This window comes from Luteimonas qiangzhengi (genome assembly GCF_039548515.1).
Classification (GTDB): Bacteria; Pseudomonadota; Gammaproteobacteria; order Xanthomonadales; family Xanthomonadaceae; genus Luteimonas.
In genome coordinates, this window is record NZ_JBCLVE010000003.1 from 310476 (window position 1) to 329849 (window position 19374).

The 19374-nt window shown below is 67.5% G+C and carries 16 protein-coding genes and 2 pseudogenes; 14 read left to right on the top strand and 4 right to left on the bottom strand.

Annotated elements, in window-relative coordinates:
- Nucleotides 1–122: 122 nt before the first annotated feature.
- The 3 genes and pseudogenes from gpmI to WCE59_RS03720 all read left to right on the top strand — a co-directional run.
- The gene (gene gpmI / locus WCE59_RS03710) at nucleotides 123–1631 is read left to right on the top strand and encodes a 2,3-bisphosphoglycerate-independent phosphoglycerate mutase (RefSeq protein ID WP_343257359.1); all 1509 of its coding nucleotides are present in this window, start codon (nucleotides 123–125) and stop codon (nucleotides 1629–1631) included.
- Nucleotides 1632–1636: 5 nt separating this feature from the next.
- Nucleotides 1637–2860, top strand: coding sequence for a murein hydrolase activator EnvC family protein (locus WCE59_RS03715; RefSeq protein ID WP_343257360.1), 1224 nt, complete (start codon nucleotides 1637–1639; stop codon nucleotides 2858–2860).
- 103 nt (nucleotides 2861–2963) lie between these two features.
- A pseudogene (locus tag WCE59_RS03720) lies at nucleotides 2964–4259 on the top strand (S41 family peptidase); the annotation flags it as partial.
- Nucleotides 4260–4328: 69 nt separating this feature from the next.
- Here the strand turns inward: WCE59_RS03720 and WCE59_RS03725 are convergent.
- On the bottom strand, nucleotides 4329–4847 hold the full coding sequence (locus WCE59_RS03725; RefSeq protein WP_343257361.1) for a hypothetical protein: 519 nt from the start codon (nucleotides 4845–4847) through the stop codon (nucleotides 4329–4331).
- A 67-nt stretch (nucleotides 4848–4914) separates the two neighbouring features.
- Nucleotides 4915–5604, bottom strand: coding sequence for a rhomboid family intramembrane serine protease (locus WCE59_RS03730; RefSeq protein ID WP_343257362.1), 690 nt, complete (start codon nucleotides 5602–5604; stop codon nucleotides 4915–4917).
- A gap of 205 nt (nucleotides 5605–5809) precedes the next feature.
- Here WCE59_RS03730 and WCE59_RS03735 point away from each other — a divergent pair, with 205 nt between their 5' ends.
- Complete coding sequence (locus WCE59_RS03735; RefSeq protein WP_343257363.1) at nucleotides 5810–7192, top strand: OmpP1/FadL family transporter; 1383 nt, start codon at nucleotides 5810–5812, stop codon at nucleotides 7190–7192.
- A 51-nt stretch (nucleotides 7193–7243) separates the two neighbouring features.
- Here WCE59_RS03735 and putA read toward each other — a convergent pair whose 3' ends face one another.
- A complete protein-coding gene (putA, locus tag WCE59_RS03740; protein WP_449284095.1) occupies nucleotides 7244–10459 on the bottom strand; it encodes a bifunctional proline dehydrogenase/L-glutamate gamma-semialdehyde dehydrogenase PutA in 3216 nt (1071 codons plus the stop codon).
- Between the two features lie 247 nt (nucleotides 10460–10706).
- Between putA and coxB the strand changes: the two genes are divergently transcribed.
- From coxB to WCE59_RS03765, 5 genes and pseudogenes are all read left to right on the top strand, one after another.
- Nucleotides 10707–11642, top strand: a complete 936-nt coding sequence (gene coxB, locus WCE59_RS03745; protein ID WP_449284091.1) for a cytochrome c oxidase subunit II — start codon at nucleotides 10707–10709, stop codon at nucleotides 11640–11642.
- 37 nt (nucleotides 11643–11679) lie between these two features.
- Nucleotides 11680–13299: pseudogene (ctaD, locus tag WCE59_RS03750) on the top strand (cytochrome c oxidase subunit I); the annotation flags it as partial.
- A gap of 49 nt (nucleotides 13300–13348) precedes the next feature.
- Nucleotides 13349–13498, top strand: coding sequence for a hypothetical protein (locus tag WCE59_RS03755; RefSeq protein ID WP_343257365.1), 150 nt, complete (start codon nucleotides 13349–13351; stop codon nucleotides 13496–13498).
- Nucleotides 13495–14082, top strand: coding sequence for a cytochrome c oxidase assembly protein (locus tag WCE59_RS03760; protein WP_343257366.1), 588 nt, complete (start codon nucleotides 13495–13497; stop codon nucleotides 14080–14082). The genes WCE59_RS03755 and WCE59_RS03760 overlap by 4 nt, the downstream gene beginning before the upstream one ends.
- 45 nt (nucleotides 14083–14127) lie before the next feature.
- Complete coding sequence (locus WCE59_RS03765) at nucleotides 14128–15018, top strand: cytochrome c oxidase subunit 3 (RefSeq protein WP_343257367.1); 891 nt, start codon at nucleotides 14128–14130, stop codon at nucleotides 15016–15018.
- A gap of 99 nt (nucleotides 15019–15117) precedes the next feature.
- Here the strand turns inward: WCE59_RS03765 and WCE59_RS03770 are convergent, their stop codons facing one another.
- Nucleotides 15118–15336, bottom strand: a complete 219-nt coding sequence (locus WCE59_RS03770) for a twin transmembrane helix small protein (protein ID WP_343257368.1) — start codon at nucleotides 15334–15336, stop codon at nucleotides 15118–15120.
- A gap of 57 nt (nucleotides 15337–15393) precedes the next feature.
- Between WCE59_RS03770 and WCE59_RS03775 the strand changes: the two genes are divergently transcribed.
- The 5 genes from WCE59_RS03775 to WCE59_RS03795 form a co-directional block, all read left to right on the top strand.
- Nucleotides 15394–16146: an SURF1 family protein gene (locus WCE59_RS03775; RefSeq protein ID WP_343257369.1), complete on the top strand. Its 753-nt coding sequence runs from the start codon at nucleotides 15394–15396 to the stop codon at nucleotides 16144–16146.
- Nucleotides 16143–16730 (top strand): hypothetical protein, encoded by a 588-nt coding sequence (locus WCE59_RS03780; RefSeq protein WP_343257370.1) that lies wholly within the window; start codon nucleotides 16143–16145, stop codon nucleotides 16728–16730. Before WCE59_RS03775 ends, WCE59_RS03780 begins: the two co-directional genes overlap by 4 nt.
- Complete coding sequence (locus tag WCE59_RS03785) at nucleotides 16730–17932, top strand: COX15/CtaA family protein (RefSeq protein ID WP_343257371.1); 1203 nt, start codon at nucleotides 16730–16732, stop codon at nucleotides 17930–17932. Before WCE59_RS03780 ends, WCE59_RS03785 begins: the two co-directional genes overlap by 1 nt.
- The gene (gene cyoE / locus WCE59_RS03790; RefSeq protein ID WP_343257372.1) at nucleotides 17932–18840 is read left to right on the top strand and encodes a heme o synthase; all 909 of its coding nucleotides are present in this window, start codon (nucleotides 17932–17934) and stop codon (nucleotides 18838–18840) included. Before WCE59_RS03785 ends, cyoE begins: the two co-directional genes overlap by 1 nt.
- 62 nt (nucleotides 18841–18902) lie before the next feature.
- The coding region (locus tag WCE59_RS03795; protein WP_343257373.1) for an MAPEG family protein at nucleotides 18903–19374 on the top strand (472 nt) is incomplete at its 3' end.

Here is a 19374-nt window from a genome sequence, read left to right on the forward strand (position 1 = left end):
TCGGCGTGACTTTCAGCGGGTTCGGGGCGCGGCAACAGCTTGCCTGCACGCGGCTACAATCGCACCTGCCATAACTTACAGGTAGCCACGCCGTGTCCGCAGCCCCCCACAGCACGAAACCGGTGGTTCTTCTGATCCTGGACGGCTGGGGTCACCGCGAAGATCCGCGCGACAACGCCATCGCCCAGGCCGATATCCCCAACTGGCGCCGGCTGTGGGACAGCGCGCCCACCACCCTGATCCATACCGAGGGCGGTTTCGTCGGCCTGCCGGACGGGCAGATGGGCAATTCCGAAGTCGGCCACATGAACATCGGTGCCGGCCGGGTGGTGTACCAGGAGCTGACCCGGATCGGCGCCGCGATCGCCGATGGCAGCTTCTTCGACAACCCCGAACTGCTGGCCGCCTGTGACGAGGCGATCGACAACGGCCGCACCCTGCATGTGATGGGCCTGCTGTCGCCGGGCGGCGTGCACAGTCACGAAGACCATCTGTTCGCCATGCTCGAGCTGGCCAAGCGCCGCGGCGTGCCGCGGGTGGCGGTGCACGCGTTCCTGGACGGACGCGACACGCCGCCGCGTTCGGCCCGTCCGAGCCTGCAGAAGCTGCAGCACAAGTGCGACGAGCTGGGCAACGTGCGCATCGCCAGCGTCAGCGGACGCTATTACGCCATGGACCGCGACCGCCGCTGGGAGCGGGTCACCCTGGCCTGGGACGCCATCGTCAACGCCCAGGGCGAGCGCACCGCCGACCCGCTGGCCGCGCTGGAAGCCGCTTATGCCCGCGATGAGAACGACGAGTTCGTGCTGCCCACGGTGATCGACGGAACGCAGCCGATGAGCGACGGCGACGCGGTGGTGTTCATGAACTTCCGTGCCGACCGCGCCCGCCAGCTCAGCGCCGCTTTCGTGCAGGAGGATTTCGACGGCTTTGCCCGGCGGTCGCTGCGCCTGGGCCGGTTCGTGTGCCTGACCCAATACGACGCCAGCCTCAACGCCCCGGTGGCCTTCGCCCCGGACAATCTGCGCAACACCCTGGGCGAGGTGGTGGCCGATCGCGGCCTGCGCCAGCTGCGCATTGCCGAAACCGAGAAGTACGCCCACGTCACCTTCTTCCTCAACGGCGGGCGCGAGGAGCCCTTCGACGGCGAGGAGCGCATCCTGGTGCCCAGCCCCAAGGTGGCCACCTATGACCTGCAGCCGGAAATGAGTTGCCCGGAGGTCACCGACCGGCTGGTGGAGGCGATCGAATCGGGTCGCTTCGACGTGATCGTGTGCAACTACGCCAACCCCGACATGGTGGGTCACAGCGGCGACCTGCAGGCGGCGATCAAGGCCGTCGAGGTGGTGGACGCGGCGGTTGGCAGGGTGGTCGAAGCGACCCGCGCCCGCGGCGGCGAGCTGCTGGTCACCGCCGACCATGGCAATGTGGAAATGATGCGCGACCCCGACACCGGCCAGCCGCACACCGCCCACACCGTGGGCCCGGTGGGCCTGATCTATGTCGGCGACCGCACCGCGACCCTGCGCGACGGCGGATCCCTGCGTGACCTGGCCCCGACCCTGCTGGACATGGCCGGGGTGCCAGCGCCGGAGGAAATGACCGGCCGCAGCCTGCTGCAGCAGGCCTGATGCCGATGACCGGCCCGCGTCGCGCGCTGCTGGTCCTGGCCGCCGCGCTGGCGCTTGCCGCCGTGCCGGTCCAGGCCCAGCAGGACCAGCGCGAGGCCGAGCGCCGGCTGGCCCGGGTCAAGCAGGAGCTGGACGGCGTGGCCACCGAGCGCCGTCGGCTGGAGGGCCAGCGCGGCGAGGCTGCGCGCGCGCTGCGTGAAGCGGACGAGCAGGTGGCCGCGTCCACGCGGGCCCTGCACCAGACCCGGGACAGGATCAAACAGCAAGAAGATGCCTTGGCCGAGCTCGGCGTGCGCCGCATTGAGCTCAGTGAACACCTCGGCGGCCAGCGCGAAGAACTCGCCACCCTGCTTCGCGCCGCCTACGCCATTGGCGATCATGCCGCGCTCAAGCTGCTGCTGGCCCAGGACCGGGTCGGCGATGCCAACCGCATGCTGGCCTACCACGGCTACCTGCAGGGCCAGCGCGCCGAGCGCATCCACAGCCTCAGCACCGAGCTGCAGGAACTGGACGCGGTGGAGCAGGAAATCAGCGAGCGCACCGCGGCGCTGGAGGCCGAGCGTGTGCGCCAGGATGCCCAGCTGGCCGAGCTGGAGCGCGACCGCGGCGAGCGCGCCGGCAAGCTGGCCGAACTCGAAACCCAATACACGGACCGCCGCGAGCGTGAGCAGCGCCTGGGTCGTGATGCCGGGGCGCTGGAAAAAGTGGTGACCCAGCTGCGCGCCGCCGCCGCCCGTGCCGCCGAACGCGAGGCCGCGGAACGCGCGCGGGCGGCCCGCAGCAGTGCGAGCACCGAGCGTTCGCCCCGCCGTTCTCCGGCCCAGGTGGCGCGCGGCGCACCGGTGCGGGTCGGCGGGTTGAGCTGGCCGCTGGCCGGCAACCTGCTGGCCGGCTTCGGCGCCAACATGCCCGATGGGCGCCGCAGTTCAGGCGTACTGATCGGGGCCGCTACCGGTGCCACCGTGCAGGCGGTGGCCGATGGCACCGTGGTGTTCGCCGAATGGATGACCGGTTACGGCCTGATCGTGATCGTCGATCACGGCAACGACCACATGAGCCTCTACGCCCACAACGACGCCCTGCTGCGTGACGTGGGCGACCGCGTGTCACGCGGTGATCCGGTGGCCAGCGTGGGCAACTCCGGCGGGCAGGGCCAGCCGGCGCTGTACTTCGAACTGCGCCGCGGCGGCCAGCCGATCGATCCCACCAGCTGGCTGCAGAAGCGCTGAGCGGGGCCCGCTGCCGGCCAGCGGAGGTTCCGGCAGGGCGTGCATAATCGGACCGGGTCGTGCCCGTGACGGGCGCGGCCGCCGTCCTTCCGGAGTTGTCTGCATGCGCCGTTGCCTGTTGCCCTTTGCCATCGCCAGCCTGCTGCTGGTGTCCGCCCACGCGGCGGAGCCGCCCAGTGAAGAGCCGGCCAGCGAAGAGCCGGCGACCGCCGACAACGCCGCAGCAGACCCCGCCGACGCCAGCCGCGTGCCGCTGCGCGAGATCCACCGCTACGTGGCGGTCTTCACCGCGGTCAAGGAAGCCTATGTGGATCCGGTGGAAGACGCCGAGCTGATGCAGTCGGCCATCCGCGGCCTGCTGCTTGATCTGGATCCGCACAGTGTCTACATGTCCGCCGAAGACGCCCGCGCCTTCGACGAGAACACCACCGGTGCCTATGCCGGGGTCGGGGTGGAAGTGGAGCGGCTGCCGGACGGCAACATGCGGGTGGTGTCGCCGATCGATGGCACGCCCGCAGCCCGCGCCGGTATCCAGTCCGGTGATGTGATCGTGGCCGTCGATGGTGAACCGCTGACCCCGGCCAGCCACGATGGGATGGGCCCGCTGCGCGGTGAGCCCGGGACCCGGGTGGCGATGACGGTGTTGCGCGAGGGCGAACTGCAGCCGCTTGAAATCGAAATGGAGCGCGAACGGATCCACATCACCAGCGTGCGCTCGCGCCTCCTGGAGCCGGGCTACGCCTACGTGCGGGTCAGCGCCTTCCAGGTCGACACCGCGGCCGACTTCCAGCGCAACATCGCCGAACTCCAGCAGCAGGGGCCGCTGCGCGGACTGGTGCTGGACCTGCGCAGCAATCCCGGCGGGCTGCTGACCTCGGCCGTGCAGATCGCCGATGACCTGCTGGAAGAGGGTCGGATCGTCAGCACCCGCGGCCGTCATCCAATCAGCGAAACCGAATTCAGCGCCACCTCCGGCGACCTGCTGCAAGGTGCGCCGGTGGTGGTGATCGTGGACGCGGGTTCGGCCAGCGCTTCGGAAGTGCTGGCCGCTGCGCTCGGTGATCACGGTCGCGCCCGGATCATCGGCAGCCGCACCTTCGGCAAGGGCTCGGTGCAGACCGTGCTGCCGCTGGACAACGGCGATTCGGTCAAGCTGACCACCGCCCGCTACTACAGCCCGAACGGCCGCTCGATCCAAGCCCGCGGCATTGATCCGGATCTGGTGCTGGAGCCGGAGAGCACTCCGCCCAGCCGCGTCTTCGATCGTTCCGAGGCCGCGCTGCCGGGGCACCTTCACGGCGACGAAGAAGACCCGGGCGCCGCCACCGGCAGCGTCCTGCCCGGCGACGGTCCGATCAACGCCGCGCTGGCCGAGCTGAAATCAATGCAGCCCGGCACCGAACCCCTGTAGGAGTCGAACCCCTATAGGAGCGGGTCGTACCCGCGAAGCCGCGTGACGCCTGACGGCCTACTCGGCAATCAGCTTGCAGTCGATATCCACGCCGCTGCGCACGGCGGCGATGAGGGTGTCCTGGAAGGTGCCGCAATCGAGCAGCCCGCTTTCTTCTGCTTCAGCGTCTGAACTGCTGACGTCCACGCGCAGGTGCGGGCGTCCTTCTTCCACCAGCTGCAGCTGGGCCGGATCCAGCCGGACCTCGGGGAAATCGGCGCTGCCCGCGCCGGCCAATTCCACCTGGTGCCGGGCCAGGCCCAGCCAGGGCTCCTCGGCACCCGCCAGCTGGCGCTGCTGGGCGGCGACGCTGGCGTAGCCGAAGTAGTCGGCAGTCACGATGATCGATGCGCCATTGGCGCCCAGCGCCCCGGCTGCCGCGTCCGACAGGGTGACCCGTACCTGGAAAGCATTGCCGCCGCTGGCGACCGCAGCCACCGGCTGGCGGTGCGGATCGGTGTCGGCGGTGGGTGCCGGCTCGCAGGCCGACAGCGCAAGGGTGAACAGTGCAGCAGACAACAGGGTGCGGATCGGCATGGCGGTGGCCCGTGTGTTGGTGGCTGGTCAGCGCGGCTTGGGCCGCGAAGTATAAGCGCAGCGCCCGCTAATACCCCTGCAGCTTGCGCAGCCGCCGGGCGATGGCCTGGCGCGAGGCGAGCGCGAATACCGCGCCAAACACGAACCCGCCCACGTGCGCCGCCCACGCCACGGCGCCAAACGCCGGGCCGATATAGACAAACACCACCTGCAGCAGCGCCCAGATGCCGATCAGCAACGAAGCTGGCGCGCGCACGAATTCCAGGAACAGTCCCAGCGGCAGCACCACCCCCAGCCGCGCGCGCGGAAACAGCGCCAGGTACGCGCCGATGATCGCCGATACCGCGCCGCTGGCGCCGATGATCAGCCGGTCCGGAGTGCCGATCGCCAGCGCGGCAATCAGGTTGGCGAAGGCGCCGCCGATCAGGAACAGGGTCAGGAACCGCCAGGGCCCCATCACCCGCTCGGCCGGCAGCCCGAAGATCAGCAGGAACACCAGGTTGCCCAGCAGGTGCGCCCAGTCCGCATGCAGGAACAGCGCGCTCAGCAGCCGCAGCCAGTTTTCCAGCTGCGACCAGTGCAGCAGGCTGCCCGGGGCCAGGCCACCGCTGAGCGTGCCCCACTCGGCCAGCAGGTCGTGGCGCACGCTGTCCGGGTACACGCTGGCCCACAGATAGGCCAGCCACAGCGCCGCGAACAGGCCCGGCGTGGCCCAGCGCAAACCGCGCCTGGCGTGGGTGGGGATGGAGACGAACATCGAGCGTGGCTGGGGCGGCGGCGGAATATTCCACGATACCTGTTCAGCCGGGACAGCGGTCACTGTGCCTTTTTTCCTGCTGACCACACGCGGGGGTACGGTATAGTGCCGCGCCGCCGTTGCACCCTTGGGGTGACTGCAGGCAGGACCGGGGGGCGGTCTGCATTGCGGCCTAAAAAACGATTCAATCGGAGAGAGAAGAGTAATGAACACCAATCCCCACAAGCTGGTTGTTTCAGCCCTCGCGCTGGCAGTTGCAGGTATCGCCGCCTCGGGTGCGGCCCACGGTTCGGCATTCGAACTGCGCGAGAACAGCGTCAAGGCCCAGGGCCGCGCGATGGCGGGTTCCGCATCCGCGACCGGCGACGCTTCCGCCGTGGCCAACAACCCGGCGCTGATGTCGACTTTCGACGCCAAGACTTTCCAGATCGACGTGACCGCCATCGATCTGACCTTTGAATTCGAGGGCAGCGGCAGCGCGGCCGCGGGCAGCCCGCTGCAGCAGCCGCTGCAGGGCGGCGACGGCGGCAACGCCGGCGGCGTGACCCCGATCCCGGCAATGTCCTTCATCCTGCCGTTCACCGGCGACCTGGAGTACCTGACCCTGGGCGCGATGGTCAGCGTGCCGTTCGGCCTGTCCACTGAATACGATGCCGACTGGATGGGTCGCTACCACGCGATCGAATCCGACGTGCGCGTGATCGACCTGACCCTGGCGGCTTCGGTGCAGCTGCACGAGCGCATCTCAGCCGGTTTCGGCCTGATCGTCCAGCGTTCCGACGTGACCCTGTCCAACGCGATCGATTTCGGCAGCTCGCTGTGCGCGAACCCGGCCACCCAGCAGCTGTGCTTCATGCCCGATCCGGTGACCGGCCCCTACGGCCCGCAGAAGAATGACGGCTTCGCCGAGGTCAGCGGTTCCGATACCAGCATCGGCTGGACCGTCGGCCTGAACGTGCATCCGATCGACGCCCTGTCGCTCGGCTACGCCTACCGTTCCGAGGTCAAGCACGAGGTGGATGGTGATGCCGTGTTCGACGTGCCGTCCAACGTGGCTCCGATCCTGGCGGGCACCGGCCAGTTCCAGAACGTCGATGGTGGCGCCCGCCTGGTGCTGCCGGCCACCCATACCTTCAGCGCGACCTGGCAGGCCACCGACCGCCTGTCGCTGATGGGTGAGGCCCGCCTGACCCAGTGGACCTCGATGGACGAGGTGCGCATCCAGTTCGACAACCCGGCGCAGCCGGATTCGGTCGAGAACTACAACTGGCACGACAGCTGGTTCTACTCGATCGGCGCCGAATACGCGCTCAACGATCGCTGGACCCTGCGTGGCGGCGTGGGCCGTGACGAGTCGCCGATCGCCTTCCAGCACCGCAGCCCGCGCATGCCCGACGAGGACCGCACCTGGTTCGCCATCGGCGCCACCTGGGCGGTCACCGACAGCTGGGACATCTCCGGCGCCTACACCCGGATCCACATCGGTGACGACCCGGAGCTGGACATTGTCGGCGGCGGTGCACGCCTGACCGGTTCCTACGACGGCGGTGCCAACCTGTTCGGCATCTCGGCGCAGTACAAGTTCTGATCGCAACACCCGCTGTATGAAAAAGGCCCCGCATTGCGGGGCCTTTTTTTGTCAGTCTTCCAGCGTCAGCAGGCTGGCGTTGCCGCCGGCGGCGGTGGTGTCGATGGTGACGGTCTTCTCGGTGGCGAAGCGCGGCAGGTAGTGCGGGCCGCCGGCCTTGGGGCCGGTGCCGGACAGGCCGCGGCCGCCGAACGGCTGCACGCCCACCACCGCGCCAATCTGGTTGCGGTTCACGTACACGTTGCCGACCCGCGCCCGGGCCACGATGTGGTCCACGGTCTCGTCAATGCGCGAGTGGATGCCGAGCGTCAGGCCGTAGCCGGTGGCGGTGATCGCGTCGATCACCTTGTCCAGCTCACCCGACTTCCAGCGGATTACGTGCAGCGCCGGGCCGAATTTTTCATGCTCCAGCTGATCGAGCGATTCCAGCTCCCACACCTGCGGCAGGAAGTAGGTGCCGTGGGCAAGGGTGTCGTTGCCCCTGGCCTTGGCGATCGGCTTGGCTTCGGCATCCATGCGTGCGGCGTGCTCGTTGAGCATCTTGAGCGCGGCGTCGTCGATCACCGGGCCCACGTCGGTCGAGAGCAGGGCCGGGTCGCCAACCTGCAGCTCGGCCGTGGCGCCGGCGATCATCTCGATCACCTTGTCGGCAATGTCGTCCTGCACAAACAGGATCCGAGCCGCCGAGCAGCGCTGGCCGGCCGAGGTGAAGGCCGAGCCCAGCACGTCGCGCACCAGCTGTTCGGGCAGGGTGGACGAGTCGGCGATCAGCGCGTTCTGGCCGCCGGTCTCGGCCACCAGGATGCCGATCGCGGCGTCGCGCGCGGCCAGGGCGCGGTTGATGGCGCGGGCGGTGAAGGTGGAGCCGGTGAAAGCCACCCCGTCCACGCGCGGATCGGAGGTCAGCGCTGCGCCCACCACGGCGCCGGTGCCCGGCACGAACTGCAGCACGTCGGTGGGGATGCCCGCCTCGTGCATCAACTTGATCGCCTCGAAGCCGATCAGGGTGGTCTGCTCGGCCGGCTTGGCAATCACCGCGTTGCCGGCAGCCAGCGCCGCCGACGCCTGGCCCAGGAAGATGGCCAGCGGGAAATTCCACGGGCTGATGCACACGAACACGCCGCGCCCGCCCAGGTGCAGCGAGTTGGATTCACCGGTCGGGCCGGGCAGGGCGGCCGGCGAAAACAGGGTGCGGGCCTGGCCGGCGTAGTAGCGCAGGAAGTCCACCGCCTCGCGGACTTCGGCCACGCCGTCGAGGATGGTCTTGCCGGCCTCGCGGGTGCACATGGCGATGAAGTAGCCCATGCGCGCTTCCAGCAGATCGGCGGCATGCTCCAGGATCGCGGCGCGCGACATGGCCGGGGTGCCATCCCAGCCCGGCTGGGCGGCGACGGCGTTGGCCAGGGCGCGCTCCACCACGGCTTCGTCGGCTTCGATCCAGGTGCCCAGCTCCACCCGCCGGTCGACGGGGCTGGTCACGGTGTGCGACGCGCCAGAGGTGTCGGCGCCCGGCACCAGCGGCCTGGCGGACCAGGTGGCCGGGATGGCGGCGATTTCTTCGGCAAGCTTGCGAAGCTGGTCGTCGTTGGCGAAGTTGACGCCCATGGAATTGCTCCTGTTGACACCCTGGTTGCGGTACAGCTCGACCGGCAGGGGAATGCGGGGGTGGGGGGTGGCCAGCAAACCTTCAACGACCTCGATCGGGTCGCGCACCAGGTCTTCGATGGCCACGTCGTCGTCGCTGATGCGGTTGACGAAGCTCGAGTTGGCGCCGTTTTCAAGCAGGCGGCGCACCAGATACGGCAGCAGTTCCTCGTGGTTGCCCACCGGCGCGTAGACGCGGCAGGGCACATCCAGGCGGTCGGCCGGCATGACTTCCGCGTACAGGTCGTCACCCATGCCGTGCAGCTTCTGGAACTCCCAGGCATGGCCGGTGGCCTTCGGCGCATCGGCCGGCAGCCAGCGCTTGGCCATGCGATGCACGGCGGCAATGGTGTGCGCGTTGTGGGTGGCGAACATCGGATACACCGCGTCGGTGTTTTCCAGCATGCGCCGGGCGCAGGCCAAGTAGCTGACGTCGGTGTTGGGCTTGCGGGTGAATACCGGATAGCCGTCGTGGCCATCCACCTGCGAGCGCTTCACGTCGCTGTCCCAATAGGCGCCCTTGACCAGGCGTACCGGGATGCGGCGGCCGTGGCGGCGGGCCAGGTCAACGGTCCAGTCGATCACGTAGGGCGCGCGCTTCTGGTACGCCTGGATCACCAGGCCAAAGCCCTCCCAGCCCTGCAGCGAGGGGTCGCTCCAAGCGGCTTCAAACACCGCCAGCGAGAGCTCCAGCCGATCGCTTTCCTCCGCGTCCACGGTCAGGCCGATGCGAAGGCGCATCGCGCGCTGGGCCAGGCCCAGCAGGCGCGGCACCAGTTCGGCGATCATCCGCTCGCGCTTGGCGTGTTCGTAGCGCGGGTGCAGGGCCGACAGCTTGACCGAAATGGAGGGCGCGGAAATTTCATCGCTGAACGGACCGGTGGCACCGATCGCGTCGATCGCGTCGTGATACGCCTTCAGATAGCGCTCGGCGTCGGCGGCGGTCATGGCCGCTTCGCCCAGCATGTCGAACGAGTAGCGGAAGTTGGCGTTCGGGCCCTTGCGACCGCGGGCCAGGGCTTCGCTGATCGTGCGGCCCATCACAAACTGGTGGCCCATGATGCGCATCGCCTGGCGCACGGCCAGACGGATCACCGGCTCGCCTACGCGGCCGATCAGCCGCTTGAAGGCGCCGTGCACGTCGCGCTTGGTTTCATCGGCCAGGTCCACCAGCCGGCCGGTCAGCATCAGTCCCCAGGTGGAGGCGTTGACCAGTACCGACTCGGACCGGCCCATGTGCTTTTTCCAGTCGGCATCGCTGAGCTTGTCGCGGATCAGCTTGTCGGCGGTGTCCTCGTCGGGGATGCGCAGCAGGGCCTCGGCCACCGACATCAGCACCACGCCTTCCTCGCTGGCCAGGTCGTACTGCTGCATGAAGGCTTCAACCATGCCCTGGTCCTGGCTGCGCGCGCGGACCCGGCGTACCAGATCGGTCGCGGTGACCTGGACCGTCTGGCGATCCTCCTCGGGCAGGCGTGCCTGTTCGAGCAGTTCGCGCAGATGGGTGGTTTCATCACGCGTCCATGCGGCGGTGATCTTCGCCAGCGCTGGGGACGATGACGGCAAACGGGACGATGGGGGGGCTGCGGACACGGTCAGGCACACATGGGGATGGAACCCAATTCTAAGCGGTCCGGGCCCGTCGTGGCGGGCTTTTGGGACCATGACTGAAGGCCCCCGAAAAGGTCCACGATTTGCAGTGCTTGCCCGCGCTTGGCGGAGGTCGCTACTATCGGGGCCGCTTTTGAGTACAGACTGGCTGTGCGTTTGTCCATACGTATTGGTGATGTTTTGCCGGACAAACGCATGGTTTCGTTTCCGACCGCAGTACCGCAGTACGCAACGCCTTTTCCGGCATCGGGGTTCGAACGTGAAGCAAGTCGCTCGTGTCAAGCAATGGGGCGTTGGCCTCGCACTCTGGGCGTTGTCCGCCTGTGTGTTTGCCCAGTCAGCCGATCCGCACAGGTGGCAGCTGAACATGGGCCGGGGCGTTACCCCGACCTCCCAGAACGCCTATGACGCGCACATGTTCGTGCTGTGGGTCTGCGTGGTGATCGGCGTGCTGGTGTTCGGCGCCATGGGCTATGCGGTCTTCAAGTTCCGCAAATCCAAGGGCGCGGTGGCGTCGCAGTTCAGCCACAACACCACGGCGGAAGTCATCTGGACCGTGATCCCGGTGGTCATCCTGGTGGTGATGGCGTTCCCGGCCACCAGCAAGCTGATCCAGATGTATGACGTGCGCGACTCGGAAATGACGGTCAAGGTGACCGGCTTCCAGTGGATGTGGGAATACGAGTACATCGGCGAGGATCTGAGCTTCCTCAGCCGCATGGACCGCGAGAGCGATCGCCTGCGCCAGAACCGCAATACCACTCGCGCCGAGCTGGACGCGCACGGTGCCTACCTGCTGGAGGTGGACAACGAGCTGGTGCTGCCCACCGATACCAAGGTGCGCTTCGTAATTACCGCCGATGACGTGATCCATTCCTGGTGGGTGCCGGCGCTGGGCTTCAAGCAGGATGCGATCCCCGGAATCATCAACGAGGCCTGGACCGAGATCCGCGAGCCGGGCGTATACCGCGGCCAGTGCGCGGAGCTGTGCGGCAAGGACCACGCGTTCATGCCGATCGTGGTGCGCGCCGTTCCGCGCGCCGAGTTCGACCAGTGGCTGGCTGCGCGCAAGGCGGAAAACGCCCCGGCGGCTGCGGCTCCGGCTCCTTCACCGGTGATCAATGAGCCGGCTGAAGAGATCCCGGCTGAGGAAGCTACCGCCCAGGTCACCGCCACCGCGCCGATCGCGGGCTGAGCGGCAACACCCACGCACGATTTTCCAGGCAGACGCAATGTCCAGCACACCGACCACCGCCGACCTCCACCACGCTGACGACCACGGCCACAAGCAGGGCTTTGTGGACCGCTGGCTGTTTTCCACCAACCATAAGGACATCGGCACGCTGTACCTGCTGTTCGCCTTCACGATGGTGATCATCGGCGCGGCAATGAGCGTGATCATCCGCCTGGAGCTGGCGGTGCCAGGCCTGCAGCACGTCAGCCCCGATTTCTTCAACCAGATGACCACCATGCATGCGCTGGTGATGATCTTCGGCGCAGTGATGCCGGCCTTCGTGGGCCTGGCCAACTGGATGATCCCGCTGCAGATCGGCGCGCCGGACATGGCGCTGCCGCGCATGAACAACTGGTCGTTCTGGATCCTGCCGTTCGCGTTCCTGATGCTGCTGTCCACCCTGTTCATGCCGGGCGGGGCGCCGGGCACGGGCTGGACCCTGTATCCGCCGCTGAGCCTGCAGGGCAGCAACTCGATCGCCTTCACCATCCTGGCCATCCACATGATGGGCATCAGCTCGATCATGGGCGCCATCAACGTGATCGCCACCGTGCTCAACATGCGCGCGCCGGGCATTGATCTGCTGAAAATGCCGATCTTCTGCTGGACCTGGCTGATCACCGCGTTCCTGCTGATCGCGGTGATGCCGGTGCTGGCCGGCGCGGTCACCATGCTGCTGACCGACAAGTTCTTCATGACCTCGTTCTTCAACGCGGCCGGCGGCGGCGACCCGGTGATGTACCAGCACATCTTCTGGTTCTTCGGCCACCCCGAGGTCTACATCATGATCCTGCCCGCCTTCGGCGTGGTCAGCGAGATCATCCCGACCTTCAGCCGCAAGCCGCTGTTCGGCTACCAGGCGATGGTGTACGCCACGGCAGCCATCGCGTTCCTCAGCTTCATCGTCTGGGCCCACCACATGTTCACCGTGGGCATGCCGCTGGGCGGCGAGATCTACTTCATGTTCGCGACCATGCTGATCGCCATCCCCACCGGGGTGAAGATCTTCAACTGGGTCTCGACCATGTGGGAGGGATCGCTCACCTTCGAGGCGCCGATGCTGTGGTCGTGCGCGTTCGTGGTGCTGTTCTCGATCGGCGGGTTCTCGGGCCTGATGCTGGCCATCGTGCCGGCCACGTTCCAGTACCACGACACCTATTTCGTGGTCGCCCACTTCCACTACGTACTGGTGACCGGCGCGATCTTCGGCATCATCGCGGCCATCTATTACTGGTGGCCGAAGTGGACCGGACGCATGTACAGCGAGCGCTGGGCGGCGCTGCATTTCTGGTGGACGATCGTGTTCTCCAACCTGCTGTTCTTCCCGCAGCACTTCCTCGGCCTGGCCGGCATGCCGCGCCGCATCCCGGATTACAACGTGGTGTTTGCCGACTGGAACCTGGTCAGCTCGATTGGCGCGTTCGGCATGTTCGTCACCCCGTTCATGATGTTCGCCATCCTGTTCCACTCCAAGAAGTACGGAGCCAGGGCCGAGGCGCGCGCGTGGGAAGGGGCCAAGGGCCTGGAGTGGACCGTGCCTTCGCCGGCTCCGCACCACACCTTCTCCGTACCGCCGGTGATCCGTCCGGGCGACCTGGCGCACGGCGACTTCGAACACCTGGACTACGATCAGTCCAGCTCCGAGATTGAAGGATCGGCCGACACCAATGCCCGCAAGTCATGACCAGCATCCACGCCGCGATGAGGCGCAGTTGGCTGCCGCGCGCAGGCGTGCGCGGCGGACCGCACTGGTGGTCGCCATCGTCGCCGTCGCCGTCTATGCGGGCTTCATCCTCTCGGGAGTGTTGAACCAGTGAGCGCATCCAGCCACGCGGGAATCCTGAAACTGCTGGGCATTGCCCTGGCGGCCTTCGTGGTGACCTTTTCGCTGGTGCCGATCTACCGCATCGCCTGCCAGAAGGTGTTCGGCATCCGCCTGGACAACACCGCCGTGGCCGAGCCTGTGCAGGCCGCGCAGCTGGATATGGAGCGGATGGTGACGGTGGAGTTCGACGGCGTAGCCAACTCCAAGCTGCCGTGGTCGTTCCGTCCCAACGAGGTGCGCATGCAGGTGCAGGTGGGCAAGGTGTACGAGACCACCTACTTCGCCCAGAACAACAGCAATGCGGCGATCGTGGGCACCGCCACGCCTTCGGTGGCACCGGCGCGCGCGTCGAAATTCTTCCAGAAGACGGAATGCTTCTGCTTCACCGCGCAGACGCTGCAGCCGGGGGAAGTGCGCGATATGCCGGTGCGCTTCATCATCGATCCGTCACTGCCGGACATGGTTGATACGGTGACCCTGTCCTACACCTTCTTCAAAAACGATCACGCAACCGAACGACTGGCGCAAGATGCGCCCGGGCCCGTCGAGCACGTGCGGCCCCTGGCAGCGCGCTGACCGATCCACACCACACCACGCAGTTCGAACCGGAAGCTCAGAGCCATGGCCCAAGTCCAAGCACAGCACACGCACGAAGAGCAGCCCTATTTCGTGCCGACCCACAGCAAGTGGCCGCTGTTCGCATCGGTGGCGTTCTTCATCGCCATGTTCGGGTTGGCCAGCTGGTTCAACGATGTCAGCTGGGGGCCGACGATGTTCTTCGTCGGCGTGGCCGGGCTGGCGCTGATCCTGTTCAAGTGGTTCGCCGATGTGATCGTGGAATCGGTCTCCGGCTACTACAACAAGCAGGTGGACAGCTCATTCCGGATGGGAATGATCTGGTTCATCTTTTCCGAGGTGATGCTGTTCGGCGCGTTCTTCGGCGCGCTGTTCTACACCCGCATTCTCTCGGTGCCGTGGCTGGGCGGCGAAGGCGTCAAGGGCGTGGCCACCAACACCTTCCTGTGGGACGAGTTCAGTGCGGCCTGGCCGACCGCCGGTCCGGCAGCCGTGGGTGGCGGCTTCGAGCTGATCCCGGCCTGGGGCCTGCCGCTGCTCAACACCCTGATCCTGCTGACCTCGGGCATCACCCTCACCATTGCCCACCACGCGCTGAAGGCCAATAACCGCCGCCAGCTGCTGATCTGGCTGGGCGCCACGGTGCTGCTGGGCGCGATCTTCCTGGTCTCCCAGGCCATGGAGTACGTGCACGCCTACCGTGACCTGAACCTGACCATGGGCTCGGGCATCTACGGCTCCACCTTCTTCATGCTCACCGGCATCCACGGCGTCCACGTGACCCTGGGCGCGCTGATCCTGCTGGTGGTGTGGCTGCGCAGCCTGAAGGGCCACTTCGACGCGGAGAACCACTTCGTGTTTGAAGCCGCCGCCTGGTACTGGCACTTCGTCGACGTGGTGTGGTTGGCGCTGTTCCTGTTTGTTTACGTGGTGTAGCGGATTGAATCGAATAGCCGGATGAGCGCCCGGTCCGGCCATCCATAGCCGGTCGTTCGCAAATGCAGCCAATGCCGCCAGGGCATTGGCTGCATTCGCTCACCCACCAATCCCGTGCGGCTGGATCCAGCCCATCCAGATGGACAGCATCACCAGCAGAATCAGGGCGACCGATACCGCCACCCGACGGGTCAGCGCATTGACGGTGCGCTTGGTCTGGCCCTTGTCGGACATCATGTAATACAGACCCGCGCCGAGGTTCCACAGAATGACGATGAAAAATGCGGCGATCAGCAGGATTTTGAGCGTGTCGTTCATCGAAGGCTCCGTAGCCGCGGGGCGCGGCGGTTCATTATTGCAGCCCGACAGCCGGCCATGTTGAGACGCGGTACAACGCTGGTCTTCGGCTGGACGCTGGCGGTGATCGGGATTGCGCTGTTCACCTGGCTTGGCACCTGGCAGTACGGACGCCAGCACGAGAAGCAGGCCATGCTGGATGCCTCCGCCGAGGTGCTGGAACGTCGCCAGGCGCAGCCGCTTGCCGCCGCGGCGGATCCAGCAAGCGCCGGCGGGTACGCCTGGGCCGCGGGCGATGGTCGCTGGGCGCAGGCACCCGCAATCCTGCTGGACAACCAGCAGCGCGGCGGGCGCCCCGGCGTGCGGGTGTATCGCCTGTTCGAGCCCGTCGCCGGCGAGCCGCTGCTGGTTGAGCTGGGCTGGCTGCCAGTGCCGCCCGACCGCACCATTCCCACCATCACCGATCCGCCGCCGCCCCCGCCGCTGGAAGGCCTGCTGCTGGCGCCGCCGTCGGCGGGCCTGGCTGCCGCCGCGATTCAGCCGCAGGCCGATGGCAGCCTGCTGCTAATGGCGCTGGACATGCAGGCCGTGGCCGAAGCGCTCGGGCAGCCACGCATCGCCCCGCGCGTGTTGCGCCTGGATCCCGAGATCGCCGGAGGCTACGCCCGCGACCTGGAGATCCTGCCCAACACCCTGCCGCCGGAGAAACACCTGGGCTACGCGGTGCAGTGGTACGGCCTGGCGCTGACCGTGCTCGTCACCGCATTGATCCTCACTTTCCGCCGCCGGCGTGCTCATTCCGGCAATGACAGGCATCCTCACACTCCATGACTGCTCCCGCTCCCGCTCCAACGTCCGCCTCCACCGCCCGGCGCAACCGCAATCGCGGCATGCTGATCCTGATCGTCGTGATCTTCCTGGGCAGCGCGCTGATTGCCGGTGTGCTGCGCTTCTCCGGCTGGCGTCCGGAAGGCACCCGCAACCATGGCGAACTGCTGCAGCCGCCGGGCGACCTGCGTGAAATGCAGCTGCGGATGCAGGATGGCGGCGACTACCCGTGGGATCCGGATGCGCGCATCTGGCGCATCACCCTGGCCCCGCCGGTGGGATGCGACGCACCCTGTGTGGAGCTTGCCGCCGAATTGGACCTGGTGTGGCAGCTGTTCGGCCGGCATGCCGATCGCGTGCATACGCTGTGGGCGGGCGAGGTGCCCGAAGGCATTGTCAGCAACCGTTCCCTGCGCGTGATCCAGGCCGATCCGGCCCTGCGCGCCGCGCTGCCGGGCGTGGATGACCCGGCCGGAGTCCCGGTTTACGTCATCGATCCGAACGGCTTTGTCATTCTGCGCTACGCTCCGGGGTTCGATCCGGGAGACCTGCGCAGCGACATGGTACGGCTGCTGAGACTTGACTGATGGCAGGACCGTTGCCGCACCAGGGCCGCACCCCTTCCAGGGTGACCCTTCACCGACACTTCCACCGGATCGCCTGGTTCGCCGTGGTGCTGACTCTGTGCGTGGTGGTGTTTGGCGCCTTCGTGCGCCTGTCCGATGCCGGCCTGAGCTGCCCGGACTGGCCCACCTGCTATGGCCGCGCCGCCTGGCCGCAGGCGCCGGCCGAAGTGGCCGACCACGCCGCAAGCCAGATCCGCCCGCTCGAAACCCACAAGGCCTGGCGCGAGCAGGTGCACCGCCACATTGCCGCCATCCTCGGCGTGCTGGTGCTGTCACTGGCGCTGCTGGCCGCGCGCAAGCGCAGGTTCGGGCCCGCGCAGATCCTTGGCGCATCGGCGCTGGTGGCCGCGGCCATCCCCGCCTATATGTATGGCCACATCGGCGCAGCGTTCGCGCTGGCCGGGGCAGGGCAGGCGGTGCTGCTGCTGGCGGCGCTGCGCTGGTCGAACGTTGATCTGGCCAGAGCGGCCGCGCTGACCCTGGCGGTGATCATCTTCCAGGCCCTGCTGGGCAAGTGGACGGTGACCCTGCTGCTCAAACCGGTCATCGTGATGGCCCACCTGATGGGTGGGCTGCTGACGTTCTCGCTGATCACCTGGATGGCCTGGCGCGCCACCAACGTGCCCATCCGCCTGGCCAGCGCGCCCGCGGTGCGCCGCTGGCTGTATGCCGCGCTGGCGGTGCTGGGCCTGCAGATTGCGCTGGGCGGCTGGGTCAGTGCCAACTACGCCGCGCTCTCCTGCGGTGGCGGTGGCTGGGCCGGCGACGCCCACCACTACCTGGATTTCCCCCGCTGCGTGGGCCAATGGTGGCCGCAGGCGGACTTCCGCGAAGGCTTCGTGCTGTGGCGCGGGATCAACGTGGACTACGAAGGCGGGATCCTCGATGGCCAATCGCGCATCGCCATCCAGATGGCCCACCGGCTGGGCGCCGTGGCCGCGTTCGCCGTGCTGATTGCGCTGGCGGTGCGGATGTTGCGCATGCCCGGCATGCGCGGCTGGGGCAGCGCGCTGGCCGCGCTCACCGTCACCCAGGTGGCGCTGGGCATCCTCAACGTGAAGCTGGCGCTGCCGCTGTGGCTGGCCGTCATGCACAACGCGGGCGCCGCGATGCTGCTGTTTGTGCTGGTCTCGCTGCTGGCGCGGGTGAGGGAGCCGGACTGATGGGCAGCATCGTCGGCCAGTACTGGCAGTTGACCAAGCCGCGGGTGGTCTCGCTGATTGTGTTCACCGCGCTGGTGGGCATGTTCCTGGCGGTGCCCGGGCTGCCGCCGTTGGATCTGTTGGTGTTTGGCATGCTCGGCATCTGGCTGGCGGCCGCCTCCGCCGCCGCCATCAACCACCTCATCGACCAGCGCATCGACAAGGTGATGGTGCGCACTGCGCAGCGCCCGCTGGCCACCGGCACTCTGCGTCCGGTGCAGGTGCTGACCTTTGCCGTGGCGCTGGGCGTGGCCTCCATGGCCATCCTGATGCTGCTGGTCAACACGCTGACCGCGCTGCTCACCTTCGCCTCGCTGATCGGCTACGCCATCATCTATACCGGGTATCTGAAGCGGGCCACGCCGCAGAACATCGTCATCGGCGGCGTCGCCGGCGCCGCGCCGCCGGCACTGGGCTGGGCCGCCATCACCGGCACCCTGGATCCGCATGCCCTGCTGCTGGTGCTGATCATCTTCGTCTGGACCCCGCCGCACTTCTGGGCCCTGGCCATCTTCCGCCGCGACGACTACGCCCGCGCCCTGGTGCCCATGCTGCCCGTCACCCACGGCGTCACCTACACCCGCTGGCAGATCCTGTTCTACACCGTGCTGCTACTGGTGGTAACCGTGCTGCCCTGGGCCACCGGCATGAGCGGCCTGTTCTACCTCGGCGGCGCGCTGATACTGGGCGGCGTGTTCCTCTGGTACGCATGGAAAATGCTGGACCCGCCGGATGAATTCTTCGCCATGCGGATGTTCAACTACTCGGTCGTCTACCTGATGGCGCTGTTTGCCTTCCTGCTGCTGGACCACTGGCTGCAGCCGTGGCTGTCGCCCGCGCCACTGATGGTGTTTGAAAGCATCGGCTGAGTGGCCGGGATAACAGGGGTGACCCAGGGATCTGCGTGTGGCGCCACGATGGGGAGAAAACAATGAATTACATTGATCTGGTCGCCCTGCTGGCGGTCGCTCAGCTGGTGTTTTTCGCGGTTCTGGTTGGTCGGGCGCGGGGCCGCTACGGTGTCAAAGCGCCGGCCGTGTCGGGGCACGAAGGATTCGAGCGCGTCTACCGCGTGCAGATGAATACCCTGGAACTGCTGGTCGCCTTCCTGCCGGCATTGTTCATTGCCGCGAAGTACTGGCCGCAGGGCTGGGTGGCGGTGGCCGGAGCGGTATATCTGGTCGGCCGGATCATCTACTGGCGCAGCTACACCGCTGCTCCGGCCAGCCGCGGATTGGGCTTCGCGCTCTCGATGTTCCCGATCCTGGCGCTGGTCATCGCCGGACTGGTGGGTGCGATGCGCGGCGGGGGGGGGGGGGGGGGGGGGGGGGGGGGGGGGGGGGGGGGGGGGGGGGGGGGGGGGGGGGGGGGGGGGGGGGGGGGGGGGGGGGGGGGGGGGGGGG

Bases quoted from the DNA above. Each gene is read 5' to 3' on its own strand.
- WCE59_RS03715 (WP_343257360.1), top strand. From the start codon at position 1,637: ATGACCGGCCCGCGTCGCGCGCTGCTGGTCCTGGCCGCCGCGCTGGCG.
- WCE59_RS03725 (WP_343257361.1), bottom strand. From the start codon at position 4,847: ATGCCGATCCGCACCCTGTTGTCTGCTGCACTGTTCACCCTTGCGCTG.
- WCE59_RS03730 (WP_343257362.1), bottom strand. From the start codon at position 5,604: ATGTTCGTCTCCATCCCCACCCACGCCAGGCGCGGTTTGCGCTGGGCC.
- WCE59_RS03735 (WP_343257363.1), top strand. From the start codon at position 5,810: ATGAACACCAATCCCCACAAGCTGGTTGTTTCAGCCCTCGCGCTGGCA.
- WCE59_RS03755 (WP_343257365.1), top strand. From the start codon at position 13,349: ATGCCCGCAAGTCATGACCAGCATCCACGCCGCGATGAGGCGCAGTTG.
- WCE59_RS03765 (WP_343257367.1), top strand. From the start codon at position 14,128: ATGGCCCAAGTCCAAGCACAGCACACGCACGAAGAGCAGCCCTATTTC.
- WCE59_RS03770 (WP_343257368.1), bottom strand. From the start codon at position 15,336: ATGAACGACACGCTCAAAATCCTGCTGATCGCCGCATTTTTCATCGTC.
- WCE59_RS03775 (WP_343257369.1), top strand. From the start codon at position 15,394: ATGTTGAGACGCGGTACAACGCTGGTCTTCGGCTGGACGCTGGCGGTG.
- WCE59_RS03780 (WP_343257370.1), top strand. From the start codon at position 16,143: ATGACTGCTCCCGCTCCCGCTCCAACGTCCGCCTCCACCGCCCGGCGC.
- WCE59_RS03785 (WP_343257371.1), top strand. From the start codon at position 16,730: ATGGCAGGACCGTTGCCGCACCAGGGCCGCACCCCTTCCAGGGTGACC.
- cyoE (WP_343257372.1), top strand. From the start codon at position 17,932: ATGGGCAGCATCGTCGGCCAGTACTGGCAGTTGACCAAGCCGCGGGTG.